Here is a 26,131-nt window from a genome sequence, read left to right as displayed (position 1 = left end):
ATATAGGAAAGCCCGGCAAGGGGTCAACCGGCATTCTGCGGAATGCCGGTCGGTTCAACAGAGATTTACGGCTCGTTGCGAATGCGCAGGAAACGCGCGAATCGGGGGATGCCATTGGCCGTGGTCCCGGTGTGGCGAAAGGTGATGCGGCTGCCCACCGGCGGCGGATTGGCCCGCTCGGCGTCGGTAAAGCCGGTACCGATGCGGAAGTGACGGCCATCATCGCCACGCACCAGCAAGGCGCCCATGACGCCCGTATGCCGACCCTCCCCGGCGATATGCCGGATCACGTCCGCTTCAGCATCCTGCCAGGGTTTGAGTTTCATCAGCACCGGGCTGCGCCCCGGCACATGTCGCGCCAGGCCATGATGAAGCATCAGGCCTTCACCTCCACCCTCGATCACATCATCGAGGTGCTGCATCAGCTGGGCCCGGTGACGCACCCGAAAGTGGCTCACCGGTTGCAGCCAGGGCACGTCTGCGGCCTCCAGCAGCACGGTCATGCTGCGCAGGCGTTCACTGAACACCTCTGCCACGCCGGGCAGGTCGAACACCATGAAGCGTACGGCCCGCCAGGCCTCATGGTCCGGCTCCTGGCGCCGCACGGTGCCGGACAACATATCGAAGGTCCCACGGCCCATCCACAGTTCGCCATCGAGAGGCTGCGGCGGGAAATCAGCCGTAAACCAGTCCGGTGCGCGAATCAGATTGCCCTGGCGCGTCAACAGTTGCTGGCCATCCCAATAGGCACGCACGCCGTCGAGCTTCTCGCTGACCCAGTATTCGGTCAGTTGATCGACGGGCCGGTAGTCGCTGGCCAGCTGCACCGGCGGCGCAGACTGGGCGTGCGCCAGCGTGACCCAGGCGCTGCCACAACACAGCAGCACGACAAGCAGCAGGTAATACATCATCGGTCGTTCCTCCATGAAAGACTGTCGGGGAACGACTATAGGCGTACCGGTCAGGCACGCCGGAACCCGCGCACAGAATCGGCGCGGTTGGCGAGAGGCTTACAGGGATTGTCGTGAATGGCTTACCGGCGATGCCGCCTGCCCGTCATTCGACGGTCACAGATTTCGCCAGGTTGCGCGGCTGATCCACATCCGTGCCGCGCATCACCGCCACGTGATAACTGAGCAGCTGCAACGGAATCGTGTAGATCATCGGCGCCAGATATTCAGACACGCTGGGCAGGGTCAGCACGGTAACGTCGTCGTCATCCGCCAGGGCGGCATGGCTGTCGGCAAACAGGTACAGGCGCCCGCCTCGGGCACGCACTTCCTGCAGGTTGGATTTCAGCTTTTCAAGCAGCTCATTGTTCGGCGCCACCGCGACGACCGGCATATCCTTGTCGACCAGCGCCAGCGGGCCATGCTTGAGTTCACCTGCCGGGTAGGCCTCGGCATGGATATAGGAAATTTCCTTGAGCTTGAGCGCCCCTTCCATGGCCACCGGAAACAGAGTGCCCCGGCCAAGAAACAGCGTGTGGTGCTTTTCAACAAAATCACGGCTCAGGGTTTCAATCGCCTTGTCCAGGCTGAGGGTCTTTTCCACCAGCGACGGCAAGGTCCGCAGATCAGCCAGCATCTGCTCGATACGGTCCTTGTACAGGCCGCGCGCTTTGGCCAGCGCCAGCACCAGCACCATCAATGCCGCCAGCTGGGTGGTGAAGGCCTTGGTCGAGGCCACACCGATTTCCGGGCCGGCGCGGGTCAACAGCGCCAGTTCCGATTCGCGCACCAGTGAAGAACTGTCCACGTTGCACACGGTCAGGCGGCCCACATAGTGGGGGCTGTCAGCGCCGCGCAGCGCCGCCAGGGTGTCTGCGGTTTCACCGCTCTGGGAGATGGTGATGAGCAACGTGCCCTCGGGCACCACATGATCGCGGTAACGGAACTCGCTGGCCACTTCCACCTGGCAGGGTATACGGGCCAGATCCTCCAGCCAGTACCGCGCCACCATGCCGGCGTGATAGCTGGTGCCGCAGGCAATGATCTGTACGTTGCGCACCTTGCCGAGCAGATCGCTGCGATCGCCAAACAGTGTATCCAGAGAGGCTGCACTGGTGACACGGCCCTCCAGGGTGCGCTGCAACGCCGCCGGCTGTTCGAAGATTTCCTTGAGCATGAAGTGGCGATATTCGCCTTTCTCCACATCTTCATGGGTGCCGTCGAACTCGTGAATGCGGCGGGTAACCGGCTGACCCTCGGCATCGTAAAGCTGCACGCCCTCGCGGCGCACCTCAGCCAGATCACCTTCCTGCATGAAGATGAAGCGCGTGGTAACCGGCAGCAATGCCAGCTGGTCCGAGGCGATATAGTTCTCGCCAATCCCCAGCCCCACCACCAGCGGGCTGCCACGGCGTACCGCTATCAGGCGGTCGGGTTCGGCCCTGCTGATCACCCCGAGCGCATAGGCACCGTGCAACTTCGTCACGGTGTCCTGCACGGCGGCGCGCAGGTCCAGGCCGCGTGACAGGGCCTGGTGAATCAGGTGAACCACCACTTCGGTGTCCGTTTCGGAGGTGAAGCGGTAACCGTCCGCCGTCAGTGCCTCTCGCAGCGACTGGTAGTTTTCGATGATGCCGTTGTGCACCACCGCGAGGCCATCTCCGGACATGTGCGGGTGCGCATTGGCTTCGCTGGGTTTGCCGTGGGTCGCCCAGCGGGTGTGGGCAATGCCCAGCTGGCCCGCGGTGCCAGCGATCACGGTGGCGTCTTCCAGGCCCTGGACCTTGCCTTCCCGGCGCACCCGTTGCAGACCACTGTCGCAGATCACCGCGAGCCCGGCTGAATCATAGCCACGGTATTCCAGTCGCTTGAGGCCGGTGATCAGGATACCGGTCACGTTACGTTCGCCGATCGCGCCAACGATGCCACACATGTTCAGTGCTCTCCTTGCTTCTTTTGCGGTCGCTTCCAACCGCTCAGATTACGTTGCTTGCTGCGTGCCACCGCCAGATGATCGTCCGGCACATCGTGGGTCACGACACTGCCCGCACCGACCGTAGCGCTCGCGCCGATCTTCACCGGCGCGACCAGCGCGCTGTTGGAACCGATAAAGGCATCATCGCCGATATGCGTCTCGAACTTGTTGACGCCGTCATAGTTGCAGGTGATGGTGCCCGCACCGATATTGGCGCCAGCGCCAATATGCGCGTCGCCAATGTAGCTCAGGTGATTGACCTTGCTGCCGGGGCCAATGTCCGCCTTCTTGGTTTCCACAAAGTTGCCGATTTTTGCCCCGGCGGCAAGCCGGGTACCGGGGCGCAGCCGGGCGAAGGGCCCGATCTGGCAGTGCTCGCCGACGTCGGCACCATCAATGACCGAATTCGCTTCCACGTGGGTGCCCGCCGCAATACGCGCATTGCGGATCAGGCAGTTGGGCCCGATGGTCACGCGGTCTCCCAGGGTGACCTCACCGGCCAGTACCGTGTTGATGTCCAGCACCACGTCCTCGCCGCAGGTGACCACACCTCGGATATCCAGGCGCGCCGGGTCCATGACGCTGGCCCCGCCGCGCATCAGCGCCTCGGCCTGCTGGCGCTGCCAGATGCGCTCCAGACGCGCCAGCTGCACGCGGTCATTCACGCCGTCCACCTCCCAGGCATGGGCCGGCTGCACCGTGTCGATGTTCAGCCCCGCCGCCACCGCCATGGCAATAACGTCGGTCAGGTAATATTCGCCCTGGGCGTTGTTGCTGGAGAGCTTCGGCAGCGCCTCGGCCAGAAACGCGCGTGGGCACGCCAGGATACCGGTATTGATTTCGCGGATCGCTTTCTGGGCGTCACTCGCGTCCTTGTATTCGACAATCGCCTGCACGGCACCGGCGTCGCTGCGCACAATCCGGCCGTAGGCACCGGGGTCATCCATATCCAGGGTCATCAGGGCCAGCGTGCGCGCATCGACGCGCTGCACAAACGCCTGCAGCGTGTGCGGCTGAATCAGGGGCACATCCCCGTACAGGATCAGTACCACCTCCTGATCCAGATGCGGCATGGCCTGCGCAACCGCATGCCCGGTACCCAGCTGTTCCGCCTGCTCGACCCAGGTCACATCTGCGGCCGGGACTTCACGCTGCACCCGGTCACCGCCGTGGCCGAACACCACGCACAGGCGGGAGGGCGACAAGGCGCGGGCGGCATCCAGCACATGCCCCAACATGGGTTTGCCTGCCAGCGGATGGGCAACTTTCGGCAGTGCCGAGCGCATGCGCGTGCCCTTGCCCGCCGCCAGAATCACGATTGCCAGATCCATGTGATCTTTCCTTTGTTGACTGCGTCCACCATAAAAAAAGGGCGGCCTCAGGGCCACCCTTTCTTTGTCCCGCGCGCCGGCATCCGGTTCCGGCGGCGAGGGCATCAGCGGCTGCTGCCGCCGAATTTCTTCTTCATCTGCTGGATAGCCCGCAGCTGAGCCACCGACTCGGCCAGCTGTGCAGAGGCCGCAGAATAATCCATATCGGTGTTCTTGCCTTCCAGGGCCTCTTTGGCACGCTGTTTGGCTTCTTCCGCTGCCGCTTCATCCATGTCGTGGGCCCGTTCGGCGCTGTCCGCGAGGATGGTCACCACCTTCGGCTGCACTTCAAGGAAACCGCCGTTGACGTAGAAGACTTCTTCTTCGCCCCCTTCCTTGATGATGCGGACCGGACCGGGGTTGAGGCCCGTCAGCAGCGGCGCGTGACCGGGCAGAATGCCCAGATCACCTTCACTGCCGGCAGCCACCACCATTCTCACAGCACCGGAGAACAGCTTGCGTTCAGCGCTTACGATGTCGCAATGCACAGTGTTCGGCATTTGACTCTCTCCCGCAGGGGTAATCAGCCCTGACGCTTGTTGTAGGCCTCAACCACCTCGTCGATGGAGCCCTTCATGTAGAAGTCCTGCTCCGGGATGTGGTCGTACTCACCGCCCAGGATACCCTGGAAGCCGCGGATGGTGTCTTTCAGGGACACGTACTTGCCCGGCGAGCCGGTGAAGACTTCGGCCACGAAGAACGGCTGCGACAGGTAACGCTCGATTTTCCGGGCGCGCTGTACGGTCAGCTTGTCTTCCTCGGACAGTTCATCCATGCCCAGAATGGCGATGATGTCCTTCAGCTCCTTGTAGCGCTGCAGCACAGTCTGCACGCCACGAGCGGCTTCGTAATGCTCTTCACCAATCACCAGCGGGTCCAGCTGGCGGGACGTGGAGTCCAGCGGGTCGATCGCCGGGTAGATACCCTTGGCGGCGATGTCACGGCTCAGTACCACGGTGGCGTCAAGGTGGGCGAAGGTGGTTGCCGGAGACGGGTCGGTCAAGTCATCCGCCGGAACGTATACGGCCTGCACCGAGGTGATGGAGCCGGTCTTGGTGGAGGTAATACGCTCCTGCAGCACGCCCATCTCTTCGGCCAGGGTCGGCTGGTAACCTACCGCCGACGGCATACGGCCGAGCAGTGCGGATACTTCGGTACCGGCCAGGGTGTAACGGTAGATGTTGTCGACGAACAACAGTACGTCACGACCTTCGTCACGGAATTTCTCGGCCATGGTCAGGCCGGTCAGGGCCACGCGCAGACGGTTACCCGGCGGCTCGTTCATCTGACCGTATACCAGCGATACCTTGTCCAGTACGTTGGAATCCTTCATCTCGTGGTAGAAGTCGTTACCCTCACGAGTACGCTCACCCACGCCGGCGAATACCGAGTAACCGGAGTGCTCGATCGCGATGTTCCGGATCAGCTCCATCATGTTTACGGTCTTGCCCACGCCGGCGCCGCCGAACAGGCCGACTTTACCACCCTTGGCGAACGGGCAGATCAGGTCGATCACCTTGATGCCGGTTTCCAGCAGTTCGTTGCCGGACGCCTGATCTGCGTAGCTCGGCGCCTTGCGGTGAATCGGCATGCGCTCCTGCTCGCCGATGGGGCCAGCCTCATCAATCGGGCGACCCAGTACGTCCATGATGCGGCCCAGGGTTTCCTTGCCTACCGGTACCTTGATCGGCTCACCGGTGTTGGCCACGTCCAGACCGCGCTTGAGACCTTCGGTGGACCCCATGGCGATAGTCCGCACCACGCCGTCGCCGAGCTGCTGCTGTACTTCCAGAACAGTATCGGCACCGCTGACTGTCAGCGCGTCATAGACATTGGGCACGTCTTCGCGGGCAAATTCCACGTCGATTACAGCGCCGATGATCTGAACAATACGACCGCTACTCATGCTTGCATCCTCTCAGCTTGCTTGTCCGCACGGTCAGACCGCTGCGGCACCACTAACAATTTCGGAGATTTCCTGGGTAATCGCAGCCTGACGGGCCTTGTTATACAGGAGCTCCAGATCCCGGATCAGGCCGCCGGCGTTGTCGGTGGCGGCCTTCATGGCAACCATCCGCGCGGCCTGCTCACAGGCGTTGTTCTCGACCACCGCCTGATACACCTGGGTTTCGATATAACGCAGCAACAGACCGTCAATCAGTGCTTTCGGCGCCGGCTCGTAAATGTAATCCCAGCCGTGCTGCTGATCCTTGCCACGGAATTCGTCCACGTCCTCGGCCGGCAGCGGCAGCATCTGCTGCACCAGCGGTGCCTGGGTCATGGTGTTCACGAACTCGTTGTACACCAGATAGACACGATCCACTTCGCCCTTTTCAAAGGCATCAACAACCGCCTTGATGGTGCCCAGCAGATCACTCAGGTGCGGCGCATCGCCCAGCCCGGTGACGGTGGTGGTCACATTGCCACCGAAGCTGCGGAAGAAACTGATCGCCTTGTTGCCGATGGTGCTGTATTGCACCTCGACACCCTGCTTGTCCCAGTTTCTTGCCTCACGCAGCATGGCCTTGAACAGGTTGACGTTCAGGCCGCCACACAGGCCGCGGTCTGACGACACCACAATGTAGGCCACTCTGCGCACCTCCCGCTCTTCAAGGAACGGGTGCTGGTACTCGACATCAGCATTGGCCAGATGCGCAATCACATTGCGGATACGAGTGGCGTACGGCTTGGTCGCCGCCATCCGTTCCTGCGCCTTGCGCATCTTGCTTGCGGCCACCATCTCCATCGCACGGGTGATCTTCCGCGTGCTCTGGACACTGGCGATTTTGGTACGTACCTCTTTCGCGCCGGCCATAGGACTATCCTTCTACGCAACGATTACCAGGTCTGGGTAGCCTTGAACTGCTCGATCGATTCCTTGATGCCGGACTCGATCTCACCGTTGAAGTCGCCCTTCTCGTTGATCTTGTCCATCAACGCCTTGCACTCGCTGTTCATGTAAGCCAGCAGCGACGCCTCGAACTTGCCGATCTTGTCGAGCGGGATGTCCTTGAGGAAGCCTTCGTTCACGGCATACAGCATGACGCCCATTTCGGCGACCGACTGCGGGCTGTACTGCTTCTGCTTCATCAGTTCGGTCGCGCGCTGACCATGCTCGAGCTGGGCGCGTGTGGCTTCATCCAGATCCGAAGCAAACTGGGCGAACGCCGCCAGTTCACGGTACTGGGCAAGCGCCAGACGAATACCGCCGCCGAGCTTCTTGATGATCTTGGTCTGCGCAGCACCGCCTACCCGGGATACCGAGATACCGGCGTTCATGGCGGGACGAACACCCGCGTTGAACAGGTCGGTCTCAACGAAGATCTGGCCATCGGTGATGGAGATCACGTTGGTCGGTACGAAGGCAGAGACGTCACCGGCCTGGGTTTCAATGATCGGCAGCGCGGTCAGGGAACCGGTCTTGCCTTTCACTTCGCCCTTGGTGTACTGCTCGACATAGTCCGCGTTGACACGAGCGGCGCGTTCCAGCAAACGGGAGTGCAGATAGAACACGTCACCCGGGTAGGCTTCACGGCCCGGCGGACGGCGCAGCAGCAGGGAGATCTGGCGATAGGCCCAGGCCTGCTTGGTCAGATCGTCATACACGATCAGCGCATCTTCACCGCGATCGCGGAAGTATTCGCCCATGGAGCAACCGGCAAACGGGGCCAGGAACTGCATGGCGGCCGGATCAGAGGCCGATGCGGCAACGATGATGGTGTTTTCCAGTGCGCCGTGCTCTTCCAGCTTGCGTACCACGTTGGCAATGGTCGACTGCTTCTGACCGATGGCGACGTAGATACACTTAATGCCGGAATTCTTCTGGTTGATGATGGTGTCGACAGCGATAGCGGTCTTACCAATCTGACGGTCACCGATGATCAGCTCACGCTGGCCGCGACCCACGGGGGTCATGGCATCGATGGCTTTCAGGCCGGTCTGTACCGGCTCATCCACCGACTGACGCCAGATCACGCCCGGCGCGACCTTTTCGACCGGCTCGGTGATCTTGGTGTTCAGCGGGCCTTTGCCATCAATCGGGTTACCCAGTGCATCGACCACACGGCCGAGCAGTTCCGGACCCACCGGCACTTCCAGGATGCGGCCGGTACACTGGACTTTCTGGCCTTCGGCCACGCCCAGGTAGTCGCCCAGCACCACGGCGCCAACGGAGTCCTGTTCAAGGTTAAGGGCCATGCCGAACACGCCGCCCTCAAACTCGATCATTTCACCGTACATGACGTCGGCAAGACCATGAATACGCACAATACCGTCGGATACGGAAACCACCGTACCTTCATTACGCGCCTGGGTGGAGACGTCAAGCTTCGCGATGCGCTGCTTGATAATCTCACTGATTTCGGACGGGTTGAGTTGCTGCATGCTTCAATCCCTCAAACTCAAGAGTTCATTTGCTCGGCCAGGCGGGCCAATCTGCCGCGCACACTGCCATCAATAACGGTATCGCCGGCACGGATGACAACGCCGCCCTGAAGGCTGGCATCGACGGTGCTGGTTGCTCTTACTTCCCGGCCCAGGCGCTTCTTCAGTGCCGCCACCAGTCGCTCCACATCTGCTGCATCAAGCTCGTGTGCCGATACGATTTCTGCATCGACAATCGCCTGCTGCTCTGCGACCAGCGCATGGAACAGAGTGAAAACCATCGGTAACAATGCCAGACGGCGGTTCTCCGCCAGCAGTGCAATGAAGTTGCGACCGCTTTCGTCCAGGGCCTCTTCGCCGCACACGTCCAGAAACGCGTCAGCTTTCTGCCTGGCGCCCAGCGACGGCTGCCGCAGGAACGACCGCATAGCGGGATCGTCCGCCACAGCAGCGGCCAGCCCGAGCATGGTTTCCCATTGCGCGAAGGCATTCTGCTCCCGCGCGAACCGGAAGGCTGCCTTGGCGTACGGACGAGCGATGGTGGTCAATTCAGCCATGGGTTATCCGTTCAGTCAGAGTTCAGCCGCCAACTGCTCAAGCAGCTGCTTGTGAGCGTCACGGTTCACTTCTGCGCCCAGCACCTTCTCGGCGCCGGCCAGTGCCAGTGCTGACACCTCTTTACGCAGTTGTTCACGCGCCTGGTTGATTTCCTGTTCGATCTCGCCCTGGGCTCTGGCTACAAGACGCTCGCCTTCAACGCGCGCCTGAGCCTTGGCTTCTTCGAGAATCTGGCCAGCCCGCCGGTTTGCCTGCTCGATGATCTCGGCAGCCTTGGCCTTGGCTTCTACCATATTCTCGGACGCTTTCTGCTGGGCCAGCTCAAGATCACGCTCGGCCCGGTCAGCGGCGTTAAGCCCCTCGGCAATCTTCTGACGACGTTCTTCCAGCGCCTTGATGATCGGCGGCCAGACAAACTTCATGCAGAAGTAGACGAACGCGAGGAACCAGATCGCCTGCCCGAGCAGTGTCGCATTCATGTTCATGCCAACACCTCAAATACCTGAATTACCCTTGCGGGGTGTGTCGAGTACAGCTTGCTTAGGCAACGAAAACCATGATGAAGGCCAGCGCCACACACATGATCGGCACAGCTTCCAGCAGACCGGCCACGATGAACATGCGGGTTTGCAGCATGTCACCCAGCTCCGGCTGACGCGCCAGGCTCTCGATGAAACGGCTGGTCATCAGACCCAGACCCAGGCCAGCACCGATGGCGCCCAGACCGGCTACGATAGCAGCTGCAATCAGATTCAGTTCCATTTCTAACTCCCGTTTGACGATATTAAGTTACTTAAAAACGAACCCTGTCAGTGCTTCTCTGAGGCCAGGCCCAGATACACCACCGTCAGCATCATGAACACGAACGCCTGCAGCGTAACCACCAGGATGTGGAATACCGCCCAGGGCCATGCCACCGCAATCTGCCACACGCCCATCAGCGCAGCGGCCAGAATAAACACCAGTTCACCCGCGAACATGTTGCCGAACAGACGCAGACCGAGCGACAGCGGCTTGGCCAGCAGCGATGACAGTTCGAGGATCAGGTTTACCGGAATCAGGAGGATTTTGAGAACAATGTTCTTTGCCGAGAAGGGGTGCATGGTCAATTCAGCAATAAAGCCGAGCACGCCCTTGGACTTGATGCTGAAGCCGATAATCATCAGCAGTACGCACAGTGCCATCGACATGGTGATGTTGGGATCCACCACCGGCACCACCTTGAAGTATTCGAGGCCCAGCCAGTGCGCGGTGCCCGGCAGGAAATCGACAGGAATCAGCTTCATGGAGTTCATCATGAACACCCAGCAGAAGATGGTCAGCGCCAGTGGCGCGATCAACTTGCTGCTGCCATGGAAGGCACCCTTTACGATACCCTCGATGAACTCAACCACGACCTCAATGAAGTTCAGGAAGCCCGCCGGCACGCCGGCGTGTGCTCTGCGGCCCACGGCCCAGAACACGAGAATGAACAATGTGCCGAGGAAACCGGCCCAGCCGAGGCTGTCTACATGGAAGGCCCAGAAGCCCATGGCTTCCAGTTCGTCGTAGCACGTGGCGAGGATCCAGGTGGGTGCCTGATACACTTCACCCGTCAGATTGGCACTGGAATCACATACCGGGGTGCCAGCAGGGACTTTGCCATAGGTCAGGTTGGTCAGGTGATGCTGGATGTAATCCTTCGGCGTGTCGTAGGCCATCTGCTCTAGTCCAACTTGTTTAACTGTCGTTTTCGCCCGGGTTCACCGACTGGATATAGCGATTGCTATTGCGCGCCAGCCAGACGAGCCCCGCCGCCTGCGTGACAAAGAACCCCACCAACAGCGCAGCGGCCATGTCCCGGGTCTGCATCGCCGGGATTTCCCGGAGCGTGAGCCAGAATAGCGCCAGCGTGATGACGATCTTGCCTATCTCCGCCCGGATTCCCGAGCTGGCCCTGCGGGCCGGCTTGCGGTTGCCAGGGTGGAGCCATAACTGAAATCCGGCCCAGGCATGGGCCAGGATACAAATCGTGCCGCCCCAGAGGGCCGCCAGAGCCACCGAAGTGCCTCCGACAAGTAGTGCGAGCATGCTGACGACGAATGCGGTGATCAGCTGTGCCATTAAAAGGCCCCGGAACAATCCGAGGCCCTGAACCTGTCTGTCCGCCATGATTTGCGTCCGGCAGCCCCACGCCGCGAGGTTGCCATCAGGGGGTCTGGGGGGACCCTTATCTTGGGGCGCAGAGTATAGGGATATGCCGGTCAGGTATCAACCGCAACCGGCTGATTGTCGGGCAGTTCGCGACCAAAGTCGGTCCTGCCCGCGTGAAGGTCAATTACTTGATGTGCGCGAGGATACCGTCCAGCTCGTCGAGACTGTTGTAGCTGATCACCAGCTTGCCCTTGCCACCACTGCCCTGGCGGATGGCCACCGGAGCCCCGAGACGATCCGAGAGGTCGTTCATCAGCTGGCGCACGTTCGGGTCTTCACGTTGCGGCGCTGGCGCCGCACGCACCTTGTCGAAATCCCGCACCAGCGCTTCGGTCTGCCGCACGTTCAGACCACGGGCCACCACCATGCGGGCCGCCTCCACCTGATTCTGGCCGCTCAGGGCCAGCAGGGCGCGGGCATGCCCCATTTCCAGGTCGCCATGCTCAAGCAGCCGGCGCACTTCTTCTTCCAGGCTGATCAGGCGCAGCAGATTGGTGATCATGGCGCGGGACTTGCCCACGGCGTCCGCCACCTGCTGGTGGGTCAGGTTGAATTCGTCCTTCAGGCGCGACAGCGCCAGCGCCTCTTCCATCGGGTTCAGGTCTTCGCGCTGGATGTTCTCGATCAGCGCCATGGCAATGGCGGCTTCATCCGGCACTTCGCGAATCACGGCCGGAATGGTATCCAGCCCGGCCAGCTGGGCCGCGCGCCAGCGCCGCTCGCCGGCAATGATTTCGTAGCGCTTGTCGCCGATGGGGCGCACGACGATGGGCTGCATCACGCCCTGGGCGCGGATCGATTCGGCCAGCTCCTCCAGCGCCTCCGGCGACATGTCGCGGCGCGGCTGGTAGCGGCCGCGCTGCATCATTTCCACCGGCAGCTTGCGCAGGTCGCCGTCACGCGGGGCGCCCTCTGCCGTCGGTGTCTCGTCCAGGCTGACCGGGTCGCGGGGCGCGGAACTGTTGTGGCTCAGCAGTGCATCCAGCCCTTTGCTCAATCCACCTTTACGCTTGGCTGCCATGCCTTATTCCACCTTTGCTGTCTGGGCCTGTGCGGCCTGTTTGAGTGCCTGTTCGCGGCGCAGGATTTCCCCCGCCAGCGCCAGGTAACTGATGGCACCGCGGGACTTGGCGTCGTAGCTGATCACCGGCGCCCCGTGGCTGGGCGCTTCCGCCAGCCGCACGTTACGCGGGATGATGGTGCGATACACCTTGTCGCCAAAATGATTGATCAACTGATTGGACACATCGTTGGACAGGCTGTTGCGCGGGTCATACATGGTCCGCAACAGGCCACCGATATGCAGTTTCGGGTTCAGCACACTGCTGATCTTCTCGATGGTATTGAGCAACGAGGTCAGACCCTCCAACGCATAGTATTCGCACTGGATGGGCACGATCACGGAATCGGCCGCCGTCAGGGCGTTGACGGTCAGCATGTTCAGCGACGGCGGGCAGTCCACCAGAATATAGTCATAGCGATTGCGGACCCGCGCCAGCGCATTGCGCAGCCGGAATTCCTTGAGCTTCATGTCCAGCAGCTGCACTTCGGCCGCCGTCAGATCGCCATTGGCCACCAGCAGGTCATACCCGGAGGCCTCCGGTGTGCTGACGATGGCCTGCTCGACCGGCACCTCCTCCATCAGCACGTCATAGATGGTGTAATCGGTCTCGTGCTTGTCGACGCCGGACCCCGAGGTGGCATTGCCCTGGGGGTCGATATCCACCAGCAGAACGCGCTTGCGGGTGGCCGCCAGCGACGCCGCCAGGTTGACGCTGGACGTGGTCTTGCCGACCCCGCCTTTCTGGTTGGCAATGGCGAATACCGTGGTCACTGCGCGTTCTCCCTCGATGGCTCAATTATCACCAGCTGCCGTACCCCGTCGACCCCCGGCACCTGCAGCGGGTGCAGGCTCAACCGCCAGCCCCCGGGCAGTGCCGCCACTTCATCTTCGGCCGCTGCCGCCTTCATCGCCAACAGACGGCCACCCCCGGCCAGTATATGGCCCAGCAGGCGGAGCATCTCCGGCAGGGGTGCAAAGGCACGGGAAATCACCTGGGGTGATGGCTTACGGTACTGTTCCACGCGAGACTGCACAACCTCCACATGATCCAGACCCAGTGTCTGCGCCGCCTGGCGCACGAAGCGGGTTTTCTTGCCGTTGCTGTCGAGCAGCACGAAGCGCTGCCCGGGCCGGGCAATAGCCAGCGGAATACCGGGGATACCGGCCCCGGTGCCCACATCCAGCACCCGCTCTGGCCCCAGATGGGGCAATACCGAGAGCGCATCCAGAATATGGCGGGTGAGCATGGCCGCTGGCTCACGCACCGCCGTCAGGTTGAAGGCCGCATTCCACTTGTGCAGCAGATCGACATAAGCCAGCAACTGCGCCTGCTGGTGCGCATCCAGCTCCAGGCCCATGGCGTCGACGCCCGCCGCCAGTGCGCCGGCCAGAGGATGCGCCGCACTCACCCCTGAACGCTCGCCGCGCTGTCCGTCTGCGCCACCTTGCCTGCGGAACGCTTCTTCAGATGAATCAGCAACAGGGAGATGGCCGCGGGCGTGACGCCGGGGATGCGGCCAGCCTGACCCAGCGTTTGCGGGCGGGCTGTCTCCAGCTTCTGCCGGACTTCATTGGACAAGCCGCTGACCTGCGCGTAATCCAGGTTCTGCGGCAACGCCGTCTGCTCGCTGGCGCGCAGGCGCGCCACTTCGTCCGCCTGGCGATCGATATAGCCGGCATACTTGGCCCGGATTTCCACCTGCTCGGCCACCGCGGGCAGCGCCGGGGCCAGCTCGGCAGCCGCCAGCAGCGCCGCGTAATCCAGCTCCGGCCGCTTGAGCAGGTCCATCAGGTTGTATTCGTGGGTCAACGGCTTGTCCAGCAGCGCGCTCACCTGGTCACAGCGGGCACTGCCCGGGCGCACCCAGGTACTGCGCAGCCGCTGCTCTTCCTGCTCGGCGCCATCACGCTTGGCGCACAGCGCCGCCCAGCGCACGTCATCCACCAGGCCCAGGTGACGCCCCTGTTCTGTCAGACGCAGGTCGGCGTTATCTTCACGCAGCAGCAAGCGGTATTCGGCACGGCTGGTAAACATGCGGTATGGCTCGCGGGTACCGTGGGTGATCAGGTCATCCACCAGCACGCCCAGATAGGCCTCATCGCGCTGCGGGTACCAGGCCGCTTCGTCTTTGGCCAGCAGGGCCGCATTGATTCCGGCCAGCAGCCCCTGGGCACCCGCTTCCTCGTAGCCGGTGGTGCCATTGATCTGCCCGGCAAAAAACAGCCCCGGCATATGCTTCGTCTCCAGGGAGTGCTTCAGGTCCTGGGGATTGAAGAAGTCATATTCGATGGCGTAGCCCGGTCGGGTGATATGCGCGTTCTCGAAGCCGCGAATACTGCGCAGTGCAGCCAGCTGCACATCAAAAGGCAGGCTGGTGGAGATGCCGTTCGGGTACAGCTCATGGGTGGTCAGCCCTTCCGGCTCCACAAAGATCTGGTGGCTGGTCTTGTCCGCGTAGCGGTTGACCTTGTCCTCGATGCTCGGGCAATAACGCGGACCGACGCCTTCGATCACCCCGGCAAACATGGGCGAGCGATCAAAGCCGCTGCGAATGATGTCGTGGGTGCGCTCGTTGGTGTGGGTAATATGGCAGCACACCTGGCGCGGGTGCTCGTCCACCGACCCCAGGTAGCTCATGACCGGCGTGGGCGTGTCGCCCCATTGCTCCTCCATGACAGAGAAGTCCACCGTCTTGCCGTCGATGCGCGGCGGCGTACCCGTTTTCAGCCGGTCCACGCGGAACGGCAGCTCGCGTAATCGCCGCGACAACGCATTGCTGGCCGGATCACCGGCGCGGCCGCCGCCATGATTGTCCAGGCCAATATGAATGACGCCGCCCAGGAAGGTCCCGGTGCACAGCACCACCGCCTCGGCACGGAAGCGCAGGCCCATGTTGGTCACAGCGCCCACACAGCGGCCCTGCTCGACAATCAGGTCGTCCACCGCCTGCTGGAAGATCGTCAGGTTCGGCTGGTTCTCCAGCATGTCGCGGATGGCAGCCTTATAAAGGATGCGGTCCGCCTGGGCCCGCGTCGCGCGAACGGCCGGCCCCTTGCGCGCATTGAGCACGCGAAACTGGATACCGGCACGGTCGGTCGCGCGCGCCATGGCGCCGCCGAGGGCATCGATCTCGCGCACCAGATGACTCTTGCCGATACCGCCAATGGCCGGGTTACAGCTCATCTGCCCCAGGGTCTCGATGTTATGGGTCAGCAGCAGCGTCGGCACGCCCATGCGCGCGGCCGCCAGCGCGGCCTCGGTACCCGCATGGCCACCGCCGATCACGATTACGCCGAAACGCGTTGCATACTCCATGACACCTCAGCCCGAAGGCCTGTTCAAAATATGAGCAGAAAGGGCGCGTAGTATAAAGGTTGGCAGACTAAAATAAAGGGCCGCCGCTGCAGGGCGCAACGGCGGGGAGGGAAGCTACCTGTTTCTGTCGGATGACCGCCCGAGGGCGGGACTTCACCCTTTCGGCATGTACTGGCGCACGTCGTAGTTGAAGTAGCGTTTCAGCACGCTGTTGGCCTCATCGTCTTTCTGCCGCCAGCCATATGTCTTCGGCTTCTCTTTCTCGATCGCCAGGGTGCCGAAAATCAGCCAGTCGTAGATCGCCAGGGTCGAGGTCACGTTGCGGGCGGAGTTGGGGCCGCGTGCGTGATGGTGGTGGTGCTGGGTGGGGAAGACCAGCAGATGTGACAGGGCCCACATGGTCTTGCGCACCCAGGCCCAGCGGTGGTTGTGGAAATAGAGGTCATAGTTCCAGTTGACGTGGGTGTGCGCTGCCCACAGGCCCTTGAACGCGGTGGCGTAGAGGAAGACTTCGACCAGGCCCAGGTACAGGCACAGCAGCTGGAACCAGTAGTTGGGCAGGATCAGCCACCAGGCCCAGCCGTTGACGAAGGTCTGGGTCACGCTCAGCTGGCCCTTGTTGTCCTGGCCGCCGGACAGGTGATGCGGGCGATGGCTCATCTTGAAGAAGGCCTGCACCCATTGCAGGCGGCGATTCTTCGGTCGCCGGGCATGGGCAAACAGGTGGGCGGCGCCGTGCAGCAGTTCTTCTATGCAGAAGAACACGACCAGCGTCAGCCAGAAGTATTCCTTCTCCAGCCAGGCCAGCGAACCCGCGCTGCCCGGTAACAGGGTACCCAGCCCCAGGGTGATGAGCAGCAGCACCAGCGGGCGCTGCACGACCACCATCATCAGGGTGCTGAGGAAGGCGGCGTGCCAGTCCTGCTTGGTCTTGCGGCCGTCGCGGGTGCGGCCAACCACGATTTCCCACAGGGCGGCGAGCGAGATAAACACGATCAGACTTGTCGTCAGAGTGCTGTCCATGGGGCCTCCAGTGTTGTTGTCGATACGAATCTGTCAGCAAACACCCCGAGTATTGGCCAGATCGGATACATCCATGAAGTCGATAATCATGATATAAAATATCCATGAAACTGAATTTACGCAGTATCGACCTGAACCTGCTGCCGGTGTTCGAGGCGCTGATGCAGGCTGGCCAGCTCAGCCGCGCCGCCGAACAACTGGGCATGAGCCAGCCCGCTTTCAGTGCGGCCGTCCAGCGATTGCGCGACACGGTGGGGGATGAGCTGTTCGTGCGCACGCGCCAGGGCCTGAAGCCCACGCCGCGGGCCATCGCCCTGTGGCAGCAGTTGCAACCGGGGGTGGAGGCCGTCCGGGAGGCCTTTGAGGAGAGTCGGCGGTTTGATGCCGCCAGCAGCGAGCGGCGATTCGTCATCATCGGCACGGACTATATCGAGCAGGTTCACCTGCCCCGTCTGCTGGACCTGGCCGCACAGGAAGCTCCGCACACCTGCTTCTCGATGCAGCCGGTGTCCGACGGCTGGCATGAACGCCTGGCGCACGCGCAGGCCGATGTTGCCATCGACAGTTTCCCGCCGGATGACCCCCGCTTGCACCATGCGGTCATCGGCGAGGAAGAAGTCGTGGTGATAGCGCGCAGGGGACACCCCCGTCTGGATGGCCACATCAACGTGGCGCAGTTTCTCGAGGAGCGCCATGTGGTCTTGCAGGAACGCGGGCGCCGACTGCCGCTGGACATGATTCTGAATCAGCCCGGTTGGCAACGGCAGATCGCTGTTCAGGTCAGTCAGTTTGTCAGCCAGATCAGTGTCTGCGCCGCCAGCGACCTTATCGCAACCGTACCCGCCAGCATCGCACGCCTTTTTTCCGGGACCTGGCCGATACAGGTGCTGCCGTTTCCGACGGCACTGCCGGCGGTGCCGGTGTGCCTGATCTGGCCCGCCACACTGGAGCGGGACCCCGCGCATATCTGGATGCGGCAATCCATCACCCGGGCTTTTTCGCGCTAGATCTGCGTTATACTGCGTGTTGATACCCTCCGCTGCCCTTGATGCGACAGGCGGGGCGCCATCCACCAGCAGGACAACTCATTCGTGCAAAGCCTGCATCTGGCACTTTTTGTTGGCGCGGCCCTGCTCTTTATCGGGCTGCTGCTCGGCACCCTCTCCACGCGGGTGGGCGTGCCGTCGCTGCTGGTGTTTCTGGTGGTGGGCATGCTGGCCGGCGAAAACGGCATCGGTGGCATCCAGTTCCAGGATTTCGAACTTGGCTTTCTGGTCAGTAATCTGGCACTGGCCATCATCCTGCTGGACGGCGGGCTGCGCACCCGGCTTCACACCTTTCGCGTCGGCCTGAAACCGGCGCTGACGCTGGCCACGCTGGGGGTGTTGCTGACCGCCATGTTTGTCGGCGCCTTCGCGACCTGGCTGCTGGGGCTGGACTGGCGCCTGGGGCTGCTGCTGGGGGGCATCATCGGCTCCACGGATGCGGCGGCCGTCTTCAATGTGCTCAAGGGCTCCGGCCAGCGTATCAATGAGCGGGTCGAGAGCACGCTGGAAATCGAGTCCGGCCTGAACGACCCGATGGCCATCTTCATTACCGTCCTGCTGATCGACCTGCTCACTCACCCGGATGCCGCCTGGGGCCTGGAAACCCTGATCCTGCTGGTGCAGCAGTTCGGGCTGGGTATCGTATTCGGGGTGGCGCTGGGGGCCGGGTTGTCCGAGCTGCTGCTGCGCGTGCGCAGCAACGAGGGGCTGCATGCGTTGCTGCTGTGCACCGGCGGTGCCGCCTTGTTCAGTGTGACCAACCTGGCTGGCGGCTCAGGTTTTCTGGCGGTGTACCTGGCGGGGCTGATCGCGGGCAACCGGCGCGCCGGCACCAGTGACAACGTGTTGCGCTCCATGGATTCCATGGCCTGGCTGGCACAATCAGGCATGTTCCTGCTGCTCGGCCTGCTGGTCACGCCCTCGGGCCTGGTGTCCTCGCTGCTGCCGGGCCTGCTGATTGCGCTGTTCCTGACCTTCATCGCGCGCCCGGCCGCAGTCTGGCTCTCACTGCTGCCCTTCTCTTTCAGCCGCCGGGAAACCACCTTTATCGCCTGGACCGGGCTGCGCGGGGCGGTGCCCATCGTCCTGGCAGTGTTCCCCCTGCTGGCAGGCATCGAGCAGAATCGGCTGCTGTTCGATATCACCTTTGTGGTGGTGCTGACGTCACTGCTGCTGCAAGGGACCTCCATCAGCTTTCTGGCGCGGCGCATGCGTGTGGCCCTGCCGCCCGCCGCCAACCCGCTCAATGCCGTGGCCCTGGAGGGCGCCGATGACCAGTTTCTGGTGCAGTTCCGCATCGAGGCCGGTTCCCGGGCGGAGGGCAAGACCATGGACCAGGTGGCCAACCCCGGCATCCAGCCGGTCGCCGTGGTGCGGAGCGGTGTGGCACTGAATCTCGCAGACCAGCCGGTCTTGCGCGCCGGCGATCTGGTGACCTGGCTGACCAGCCATGCAGAGCAGGAGCAGCTGGGCGAGTGGTTCCTGGCCACCACCGTGGCGCTGCGTCGCTTCTACGGCGACTTCACCGTACGCGGCTCCGTGAAAGTGAGTGATGTGGCACTCAGCTATGGCCTGACCGGGCTGGACCCGACGCTCTCCGGCCTGACCCTGACCGAGCTGTTCCACCAGCGGCGGCGGGGCACGCCGGTGGTGGGGGATACGCTGGAACTCGGCGGCATCCGCCTGCGCGCCCGCGCTCTGGAACAGGGCCGGGTCAGCCTGGTGGGCATCCGGCTGCCCAAGACCTGACGCGCCCCCTCATTCAAGCCCCAGAAACGTGAACGGCGCGCTGCGGCGGAACTTGCCTGAAACATCTCCGGCGTAGACCTCGCGCTGGTCGGCGCCCAGCGTCAGCACGCGCGCGCCCGCCCGCGGGGCGAAATTCAGCTGGCGCAGATCCACCCAGAAGGTATTGGGCATCATGGCTGACTCAAAGTAATAGCGACGATCCTTGTGGTCAAACACGGTGCGCCAGCGGGTCGAGGAAATATGCGGGCTGTCCGGGGTGGAGATGCCCAGCGGCACCGAGGCATTGCGGATCACGCTGAACACACTGGCCGCTGCCAGCTCGGCATCCGCCACCTTCGGAATGGCGTTGATATAGAAATGGGCCCGGACAAAACGATCTGCCGGGCGATTGGTGCCGGGCAGCATGGTGGTGCCGCCGATTTCGTCCCAGTATTCCGCCAGCACCAGCTGGCGCTCGAAGGTCGGCTGGTTGGTCATCACCTGGTAATCCGGGCTGTGGTGGATCACCAGCTCGCCCCCCACGTACTCCATGATGGCGCTGTCGCCCAGCGCATCGGACATCGACAGGTGCAGCGCGGCCAGACGGTCTTCGCCGGGCATCTTGTCGGTGATCACCAGAAACGGCTGCTCACGCACATAGGCCACCGCTTCCGACACGGTGGCGAAGTTGTCGAGCATGAACTGGGCCCAGAGCGAGATCGACAGCGCCGGTGTTTCGCCGTCCAGTTCGGGGTACTCCGATTCCGGCAACCAGAGCAGGTTGGCCATCAGGCCCGCCTCATTGACGCCGTCGCTGGAGGCAATGTCGTAAGCGGTCGCCACCACGCTGCCGTATCTGGCCTCCCAGGTCAGCGAGGTCTCGCCGACCAGACCCTGACGAGCCACGCCCCGGGGCAAGACCCAAAGATTGGTGCCAATGTCCGTTTTCCAGTCCATTGACCGGGCGGTCAGGATGCGCCCCTCCGGGCCCAGATAGACCACGCGAGTGCAGGCCTGAGCATGCAGGGCGCTCAATGCGCTCACCAGGGCGACCAGGCAGGCCAGGACCAGATGTCCGTATCGTTTCATCACGTATCTCCATGATTACGCCCACGGGAAGAAGGCTGCTGCACCGAATATAGCAGTATCGGTTACCGCTACCGTGAAGCCATACTGCCCCCGGAGACAGTCCGCCGGGAATCTGCGGTCAACCGCGTTTCGGTGCACATTCGTTATAACTGCGCACCGTCTATGGCAGTGCCGCCCCCTGCGGCCCGGATCAGAGAGAGTTCAGACATGCCCCAGTTCAAGGTGCCGATGCGCGACATGCGCTTCCTGCTCAACGAAGTGTTCGACTACGCAAGCCACTACAAGACCCTGCCCAACGGCGAGGAAGCCACGCCGGACATGGTCGACGCCATCCTGACCGAGTGCGCTCGCCTGTGCGAGAACACCATTGCGCCGCTGTACCAATCCGGCGATGAAGAAGGCTGCAAGCTGGCCGACGGGCAGGTGTCCACGCCGCAGGGCTACAAGGAAGCCTATGCCGAATACATGGCGGGCGGCTGGCAGGGCCTGTCTCACCCGGTGGAATTTGGCGGCCAGGGCCTGCCGATGTCGCTGGGCATGCTCAAGCAGGAAATGCTGGGTACCGCCAACTGGTCGTTCGCCATGTACCCGGGGCTGTCTCTGGGCGCCATGAACACCATCATGCTGCACGGCACGGACGAACAGAAGCAGACCTACCTGACCCCGCTCACCGAAGGGGTGTGGGCCGGCACCATGTGCCTGACCGAACCACAGTGCGGCACCGACCTGGGCCAGATGAAGAGCAAGGCCGAGCCGCAGGCGGACGGCAGCTACAAGATCACCGGCACCAAGATCTTCATTTCCTCGGGCGATCACGACCTGACCGAGAACATCGTGCACATCGTGCTGGCGCGCCTGCCGGATGCCCCGGCGGGCACCAAGGGTATCTCGCTGTTCATCGTGCCCAAGTATCTGCCGGGCAAGATCGGTGAAAGCAACGGCGTTACCGCCGGCGCGCTGGAAAAGAAGATGGGCATCAAGGCCTCCGCTACCTGCGTAATGAATTTCGATGGCGCCACCGGCTTCCTGATCGGTCCGCCCAACGAAGGTCTGGAGTGCATGTTCACTTTCATGAACTCGGCCCGTGTCGGTACCGCCATGCAGGGCGTCTGCCACGCGGAGCGTGCTTTCCAGGGCGCACTGCCCTACGCCAAGGAGCGTCGCTCCATGCGCGCGCTGTCCGGCAAGAAAGACCCGGAACAGACCGCCGACGCCATCATTCACCACGGTGACGTGCGCCGCATGCTGCTGACCCAGAAGGCCATCGCCGAAGGTGGCCGGGCGATGCTGTATTACACCGGCCAGTACGCCGACAAGATGATTGCCGGCATTCTGGAAGGCGACAAGCAGAAGCAGGAATACTGGGACAGCCAGCTCGGTTTCCTGACGCCGATCCTGAAAGGTTTCCTGACCGAGAAAGGCCTGGATTGCGCCAACCTGGGCATGCAGGTGTTCGGTGGTCACGGCTACATCCGTGAGCACGGCATGGAACAGATTGCCCGTGACGCCCGTATCTCCACATTGTATGAAGGCACTACCGGCATCCAGGCACTGGACCTGCTGGGCCGCAAGGTGCTGTTGATGACACGCGGCAAATGTGTGCGTGAATTCAGCCAGAAGCTGGTGGATTTCGGCACCCGCAATCTGACCAACGGCACCCTGCGCCCCTACGCCTGGAAGCTGCTGAAGATCGCCGCCCAGTGGAACTACCTGACCACCCGCGTGATGCTCACGGCATCCAAGGACCGTGATGTCGTCAGCACCGCCAGCAATGATTTCCTGATGTATTCCGGCTACGCCATGATGGCCTACTTCTGGGCACTGATGGCAGCCAAGTCTCAGGAAAAGCTGGAGAAAGGCGGCGAACAGCCGAAGGAATTCTACGAGGCCAAACTGGCGACGGCGGAATTCTACTTCGAGCATCTGCTGCCCCAGGCCAAGGGCCATGCCGAAAGCATGCTCAAGCCGACCCGCAGCATGATGCAAATGAAGGCCGAGCACTTCTCGTTCGACTACGAGTAAGCCCAGCGCCGCAACGTGGCGATCACCTGTTTCAGCGTCAATGGCTTGGACAGGTGGTCGTCCATACCGGCGTCCAGGCATTGCTGGCGATGCTCGCTCAATGCGTGCGCCGTCAAGGCGATAATGGGAATACGCGGGTAGGCCAACTCTTCTTCCCAGCGGCGAATGCGTCGCGTGGTTTCATAACCATCCAGCCCCGGCATTTCGCAGTCCATCAGGATCAGGTCGAAGTGCTCCCCCTGGAACAGCCGCTGCAACGCCTCCTCGCCACCTGAGGCCAGTGTGACCCGCACATCCACCTTCTTCAGCAACGCCCGTACCACCATCTGGTTTACCGCATTGTCTTCCACCAGCAGCACATGCAGATCGGGGAACGGCAGGTCGTCCGGCACCACCGGCTCGGTCCCGGCGGGTTTGGCTGGCATCAGTTTGACGCGGAAAGAAAAGCGGGAGCCAACGCCCGGTTTGCTCTGCACGTCGATACGCCCTCCCATCAACTCCACCAGTTGCCGGGAGATCGCCAGGCCCAGCCCGGTACCGCCATAGCGGCGCGTGGTGGAGCTGTCTGCCTGCTGGAAGGATTCAAACAACTGCTCGGTCTGGGCCTGCGTCATGCCAATGCCCTGATCGGCCACCGCGCAATACAGCCACAGCCATTCCCCTACCTTGTTGCAGCGGGCGCTCAGGCGTACCTCGCCCCCCTCGGTGAACTTGGTTGCATTACTGAGCAGATTCAGCAGCACCTGACGCAATCGCGCCGCATCACCGCGCACCCACACGGGCAGATTGTCCGGCCAGTCCGCCACCAGCGTCAGGCCCCGCTGTTCAGCACTGCCATGGAAGATCGTCAGGCAATCCTCCAGCAAGGCCGGCAGATTGAACGGCTCCTGTTCAAGCTCCAGCTTGCCTGCTGCAATTTTCGAGTAATCCAGAATGTCATTGATGACCGCCAGCAGGCTCTCTCCCGCTGAATTGAGGGTGTCCATGTAGTTGCGCTGGGTGGCATCCAGCGGTGTGTCCCGCATCAATTCGGTCAACCCGAGCATGGCGTTCATCGGCGTGCGGATTTCATGGCTCATCCGCGCCAGGAAATCACTCTTGGCGGCACTGTCCGCTTGCGCTCGCGCGCTTTCGTGAGCGCGCTCCAGGCTCTCACGCTTGAGGGTGTTGAGCCGCTGCGCCAGCCCCAGCGACAGCAGCACCTGCTGCGACACCAGCGCAATCTGCAAGCCGTGCACATTGAGCAGTACCGGGAAGTTGTCCAGCAGGCCATAGACGTTCAACGCCAGCGCCAGCACCATGATCAGGAACAGACTCCAGGCCAGCACGAATATCCAGGCCTGGGGACGCCCTTTGATCAGGCAGATCATGCCCACCGGCAACAGCACCGCAATACAGATGATCGCCGTCAGGCCCTGCAGGTGATTGAGTGTCCCGGAGGGTAGCAGGGCTGTGCCCAGTGCCATCGCCGCCGCGATCCAGGCCGCCCAGCGCAACGGGGCATCCAGACGCGGCATCTGTCGCGTCTCGAGAAAATCACGGGCGAACAGCACCCCCGTCAGTAACGACAGGTGGCCAGCGAGAAAGGGCAAGGTATCCAGCCACTGCATGGGCACAGGCAGCAAGCGCATCGCCACACCCTGCAGGCACGCCACATACAAGGTGGTGGCAAAGACATGCGCGACATAGAAGCGGTTGACCCGTTCCCTGGCGCCCAGCCACAACACCAGGTGGTACAGGAACAGGCCGAAGCCGATGCCGTAGAACACCCCCTGCAGCCAATCCATCGCCAGGTAGTGGACGATGAACGCTTCATGGCCGCTGATCATCAGCGGCACCGTCATGGAACTGCTGGTGCGCACACGAACATAAAGCTCGGCGGATGATTCGGCGGGCAGCACCAGCGGCACCAGGAAGAAACGCACGGGCAGCGACCGGTCGGCAAAGGGACGCCTGTCCCCCATCAACCACTGCTGCGCAGGATCCGGCTGGCCCGAGGCATCCAGCAGGTAGATATCCAGCTCGTCCAGCAGCGCATAGTCCACCACCAGCCACAGACGCAGCGTGTCCGCCGCATCGTTGCGCAACGCGGTACGGAACCAACAGGCATCCTGGCGATACCCGAAGGTGATCTGCGAGGCACCCAGCGCCTCGAAGTTCGCCATGCGCGCCCGCGACAGCGACGCCTGGCCGTCGTCATCACACCAGTACTGCAGGTAAGGGGCCAGCGACATGTGCGGCACGGGATCGGTAAGGTCGGGTAGTGGACCCGCCTGCACGGCGCACGGCCACCACAAGACAAACAGCAGCAGCCACCCTCTTGTGAGGCCGTGCTGGCCGGTGCGGGTCCGGCGGCTGCTCCCTGTGGGGGCCGCATTCTCCATCCTGGTGATCCTCCCCTGATCACATCCATGCTAGCCCGGCCATCGATGCGCGCCTAGCCCTTGAGACGGTCCTTCAGCGTTCGCGCTTTCTTCACGCTTCAGCCTTCGCCTGTACACTCAAACCGGGCACCACCGCCCTGAAGGCCGTTCCTTGATGCAGCAGGTAAATTATTTGTTTAGTCTTGTCAGCGAAGAGTGAGAGGCGAGGCATGTCCTACTATCAGGGAAAACGGGTTCTGATTACTGGCGCCGGCTCCGGCCTTGGCGCCTTGATGGCCGAACAGCTGGGGCGGCGCGGTGCAGAGGTCATCGTAACGGCCCGCAGGCGCAAGCCCGCCGAAGACGTCTGCCGCCGGGTGCAGGCTGCGGGGGGACGTGGCCACGCGCTGTTGCTGGACGTGGGCGATCTGGATGCGATTCCGGCCTTTCGCGACGAGGTCCACAGCCGGGTCGGTCCGGTGGATATCCTGATCAATAATGCCGGGGTGGTGTTCGGTGGCGAGTTCGAACAGGTGGACCTGGCCCAACACCTGAATACCCTGCAGATCAACACCCTCGGCCTGATCGCCATGAGCCACGCCTTCATGGGTGATCTGCGCGATGCCACACAAGGCCATCTGGTCAATATCGCCAGTGCCAGCGCCTATGTCGGCCTGCCCTGGGGCAGTACCTACGCCGCCAGCAAATGGGCGGTGCTCGGCTTTTCCGAGTCCCTGCGTCTGGAGCTGCGCGAGCGCGGCATTGATAATGTGGCCGTCACCACCGTCTGCCCCAGCTACATCAGCACCGGAATGTTCGATGGCGTGCGCAGTCCGCTGCTGTCGCCCATGCTGACACCGGACAAGGTTGTCAAATCCATTCTGCGCGGGGTCAAGCGAGGTGAGGCCATGGTGAGCGAGCCGGCCATCGTGAAAAGTATCGATCTCATCAAAGGTGCACTGCCTCTGCGCCTGTGGGATGAGGTGGCCCGCCGCAGTGGCCTTTCCACCTCGATGAAGCATTGGCAAGGCAAGTAAACTACCCATAAAGCG

Annotated in this window: 23 protein-coding genes; 4 read left to right on the top strand and 19 right to left on the bottom strand. The window is 62.5% G+C overall.

From position 1 onward, the window contains the following. Nucleotides 1-65 precede the first annotated feature (65 nt). From DKW65_RS13140 to DKW65_RS13060, 17 genes are all read right to left on the bottom strand, one after another. On the bottom strand, nt 66-911 hold the full coding sequence (locus DKW65_RS13140) for a DNA ligase (RefSeq protein ID WP_111657872.1): 846 nt from the start codon (nt 909-911) through the stop codon (nt 66-68). A 145-nt stretch (nt 912-1,056) separates the two neighbouring features. Next, the gene (gene glmS / locus DKW65_RS13135; protein WP_111657871.1) at nt 1,057-2,883 is read right to left on the bottom strand and encodes a glutamine--fructose-6-phosphate transaminase (isomerizing); all 1,827 of its coding nucleotides are present in this window, start codon (nt 2,881-2,883) and stop codon (nt 1,057-1,059) included. Between the two features lie 2 nt (nt 2,884-2,885). Beyond that, a complete protein-coding gene (glmU, locus tag DKW65_RS13130) occupies nt 2,886-4,256 on the bottom strand; it encodes a bifunctional UDP-N-acetylglucosamine diphosphorylase/glucosamine-1-phosphate N-acetyltransferase GlmU (RefSeq protein ID WP_111657870.1) in 1,371 nt (456 codons plus the stop codon). Nucleotides 4,257-4,360: 104 nt separating this feature from the next. Beyond that, nucleotides 4,361-4,795, bottom strand: a complete 435-nt coding sequence (locus tag DKW65_RS13125; protein WP_111657869.1) for a F0F1 ATP synthase subunit epsilon — start codon at nt 4,793-4,795, stop codon at nt 4,361-4,363. A 23-nt stretch (nt 4,796-4,818) separates the two neighbouring features. Continuing rightward, nucleotides 4,819-6,201, bottom strand: coding sequence for a F0F1 ATP synthase subunit beta (gene atpD, locus DKW65_RS13120; protein ID WP_111657868.1), 1,383 nt, complete (start codon nt 6,199-6,201; stop codon nt 4,819-4,821). Between the two features lie 33 nt (nt 6,202-6,234). Next, entirely contained in the window at nt 6,235-7,110 is an 876-nt protein-coding gene (gene atpG / locus DKW65_RS13115) for a F0F1 ATP synthase subunit gamma (RefSeq protein ID WP_111657867.1), read from the bottom strand. Nucleotides 7,111-7,133: 23 nt separating this feature from the next. Then, the gene (gene atpA, locus DKW65_RS13110; protein ID WP_111657866.1) at nt 7,134-8,678 is read right to left on the bottom strand and encodes a F0F1 ATP synthase subunit alpha; all 1,545 of its coding nucleotides are present in this window, start codon (nt 8,676-8,678) and stop codon (nt 7,134-7,136) included. A 17-nt stretch (nt 8,679-8,695) separates the two neighbouring features. Continuing rightward, nucleotides 8,696-9,235, bottom strand: coding sequence for a F0F1 ATP synthase subunit delta (locus DKW65_RS13105; protein ID WP_111657865.1), 540 nt, complete (start codon nt 9,233-9,235; stop codon nt 8,696-8,698). A gap of 15 nt (nt 9,236-9,250) precedes the next feature. Continuing rightward, nucleotides 9,251-9,721 (bottom strand): F0F1 ATP synthase subunit B, encoded by a 471-nt coding sequence (locus tag DKW65_RS13100; protein ID WP_111657864.1) that lies wholly within the window; start codon nt 9,719-9,721, stop codon nt 9,251-9,253. A gap of 55 nt (nt 9,722-9,776) precedes the next feature. After that, a complete protein-coding gene (gene atpE, locus DKW65_RS13095; RefSeq protein WP_111657863.1) occupies nt 9,777-9,998 on the bottom strand; it encodes a F0F1 ATP synthase subunit C in 222 nt (73 codons plus the stop codon). Nucleotides 9,999-10,045: 47 nt separating this feature from the next. Then, complete coding sequence (atpB, locus tag DKW65_RS13090; RefSeq protein ID WP_111657862.1) at nt 10,046-10,936, bottom strand: F0F1 ATP synthase subunit A; 891 nt, start codon at nt 10,934-10,936, stop codon at nt 10,046-10,048. A 19-nt stretch (nt 10,937-10,955) separates the two neighbouring features. Then, complete coding sequence (locus DKW65_RS13085) at nt 10,956-11,339, bottom strand: ATP synthase subunit I (RefSeq protein WP_245932515.1); 384 nt, start codon at nt 11,337-11,339, stop codon at nt 10,956-10,958. A gap of 214 nt (nt 11,340-11,553) precedes the next feature. Further along, entirely contained in the window at nt 11,554-12,450 is an 897-nt protein-coding gene (locus DKW65_RS13080; protein WP_111657860.1) for a ParB/RepB/Spo0J family partition protein, read from the bottom strand. A gap of 3 nt (nt 12,451-12,453) precedes the next feature. Further along, nucleotides 12,454-13,263, bottom strand: coding sequence for a ParA family protein (locus DKW65_RS13075; protein WP_111657859.1), 810 nt, complete (start codon nt 13,261-13,263; stop codon nt 12,454-12,456). Beyond that, on the bottom strand, nt 13,260-13,901 hold the full coding sequence (gene rsmG / locus DKW65_RS13070; protein ID WP_342767605.1) for a 16S rRNA (guanine(527)-N(7))-methyltransferase RsmG: 642 nt from the start codon (nt 13,899-13,901) through the stop codon (nt 13,260-13,262). The genes DKW65_RS13075 and rsmG overlap by 4 nt, the downstream gene beginning before the upstream one ends. Beyond that, entirely contained in the window at nt 13,898-15,808 is a 1,911-nt protein-coding gene (gene mnmG / locus DKW65_RS13065) for a tRNA uridine-5-carboxymethylaminomethyl(34) synthesis enzyme MnmG (protein ID WP_111657858.1), read from the bottom strand. The genes rsmG and mnmG overlap by 4 nt, the downstream gene beginning before the upstream one ends. Before the next feature lie 153 nt (nt 15,809-15,961). Continuing rightward, nucleotides 15,962-16,831, bottom strand: a complete 870-nt coding sequence (locus DKW65_RS13060; protein WP_111657857.1) for a sterol desaturase family protein — start codon at nt 16,829-16,831, stop codon at nt 15,962-15,964. A 104-nt stretch (nt 16,832-16,935) separates the two neighbouring features. Between DKW65_RS13060 and DKW65_RS13055 the strand changes: the two genes are divergently transcribed. Next, nucleotides 16,936-17,838 (top strand): LysR family transcriptional regulator, encoded by a 903-nt coding sequence (locus tag DKW65_RS13055; protein ID WP_111657856.1) that lies wholly within the window; start codon nt 16,936-16,938, stop codon nt 17,836-17,838. An 84-nt stretch (nt 17,839-17,922) separates the two neighbouring features. Continuing rightward, nucleotides 17,923-19,626 (top strand): potassium/proton antiporter, encoded by a 1,704-nt coding sequence (locus DKW65_RS13050; RefSeq protein WP_111657855.1) that lies wholly within the window; start codon nt 17,923-17,925, stop codon nt 19,624-19,626. A gap of 9 nt (nt 19,627-19,635) precedes the next feature. On the opposite strand, the gene DKW65_RS13045 is transcribed toward DKW65_RS13050, so the two are convergent. Beyond that, nucleotides 19,636-20,694, bottom strand: coding sequence for a linear amide C-N hydrolase (locus tag DKW65_RS13045; protein ID WP_111657854.1), 1,059 nt, complete (start codon nt 20,692-20,694; stop codon nt 19,636-19,638). Between the two features lie 207 nt (nt 20,695-20,901). Between DKW65_RS13045 and DKW65_RS13040 the strand changes: the two genes are divergently transcribed. Then, nucleotides 20,902-22,716 (top strand): acyl-CoA dehydrogenase C-terminal domain-containing protein, encoded by a 1,815-nt coding sequence (locus DKW65_RS13040; protein ID WP_111657853.1) that lies wholly within the window; start codon nt 20,902-20,904, stop codon nt 22,714-22,716. Here the strand turns inward: DKW65_RS13040 and DKW65_RS13035 are convergent. Beyond that, on the bottom strand, nt 22,707-25,100 hold the full coding sequence (locus DKW65_RS13035; RefSeq protein WP_111657852.1) for a hybrid sensor histidine kinase/response regulator: 2,394 nt from the start codon (nt 25,098-25,100) through the stop codon (nt 22,707-22,709). The two genes, DKW65_RS13040 and DKW65_RS13035, sit on opposite strands and share 10 nt — an antisense overlap. 209 nt (nt 25,101-25,309) lie before the next feature. On the opposite strand from DKW65_RS13035, the gene DKW65_RS13030 reads away from it, so the two are divergent. Continuing rightward, entirely contained in the window at nt 25,310-26,116 is an 807-nt protein-coding gene (locus DKW65_RS13030) for an SDR family NAD(P)-dependent oxidoreductase (protein ID WP_111657851.1), read from the top strand. Nucleotides 26,117-26,131 lie beyond the last annotated feature (15 nt).

This window comes from Isoalcanivorax indicus (assembly GCF_003259185.1).
GTDB classification, from domain to species: Bacteria; Pseudomonadota; Gammaproteobacteria; order Pseudomonadales; family Alcanivoracaceae; genus Isoalcanivorax; species Isoalcanivorax indicus.
This window is presented reverse-complemented; position numbering and strand designations above follow the sequence as displayed.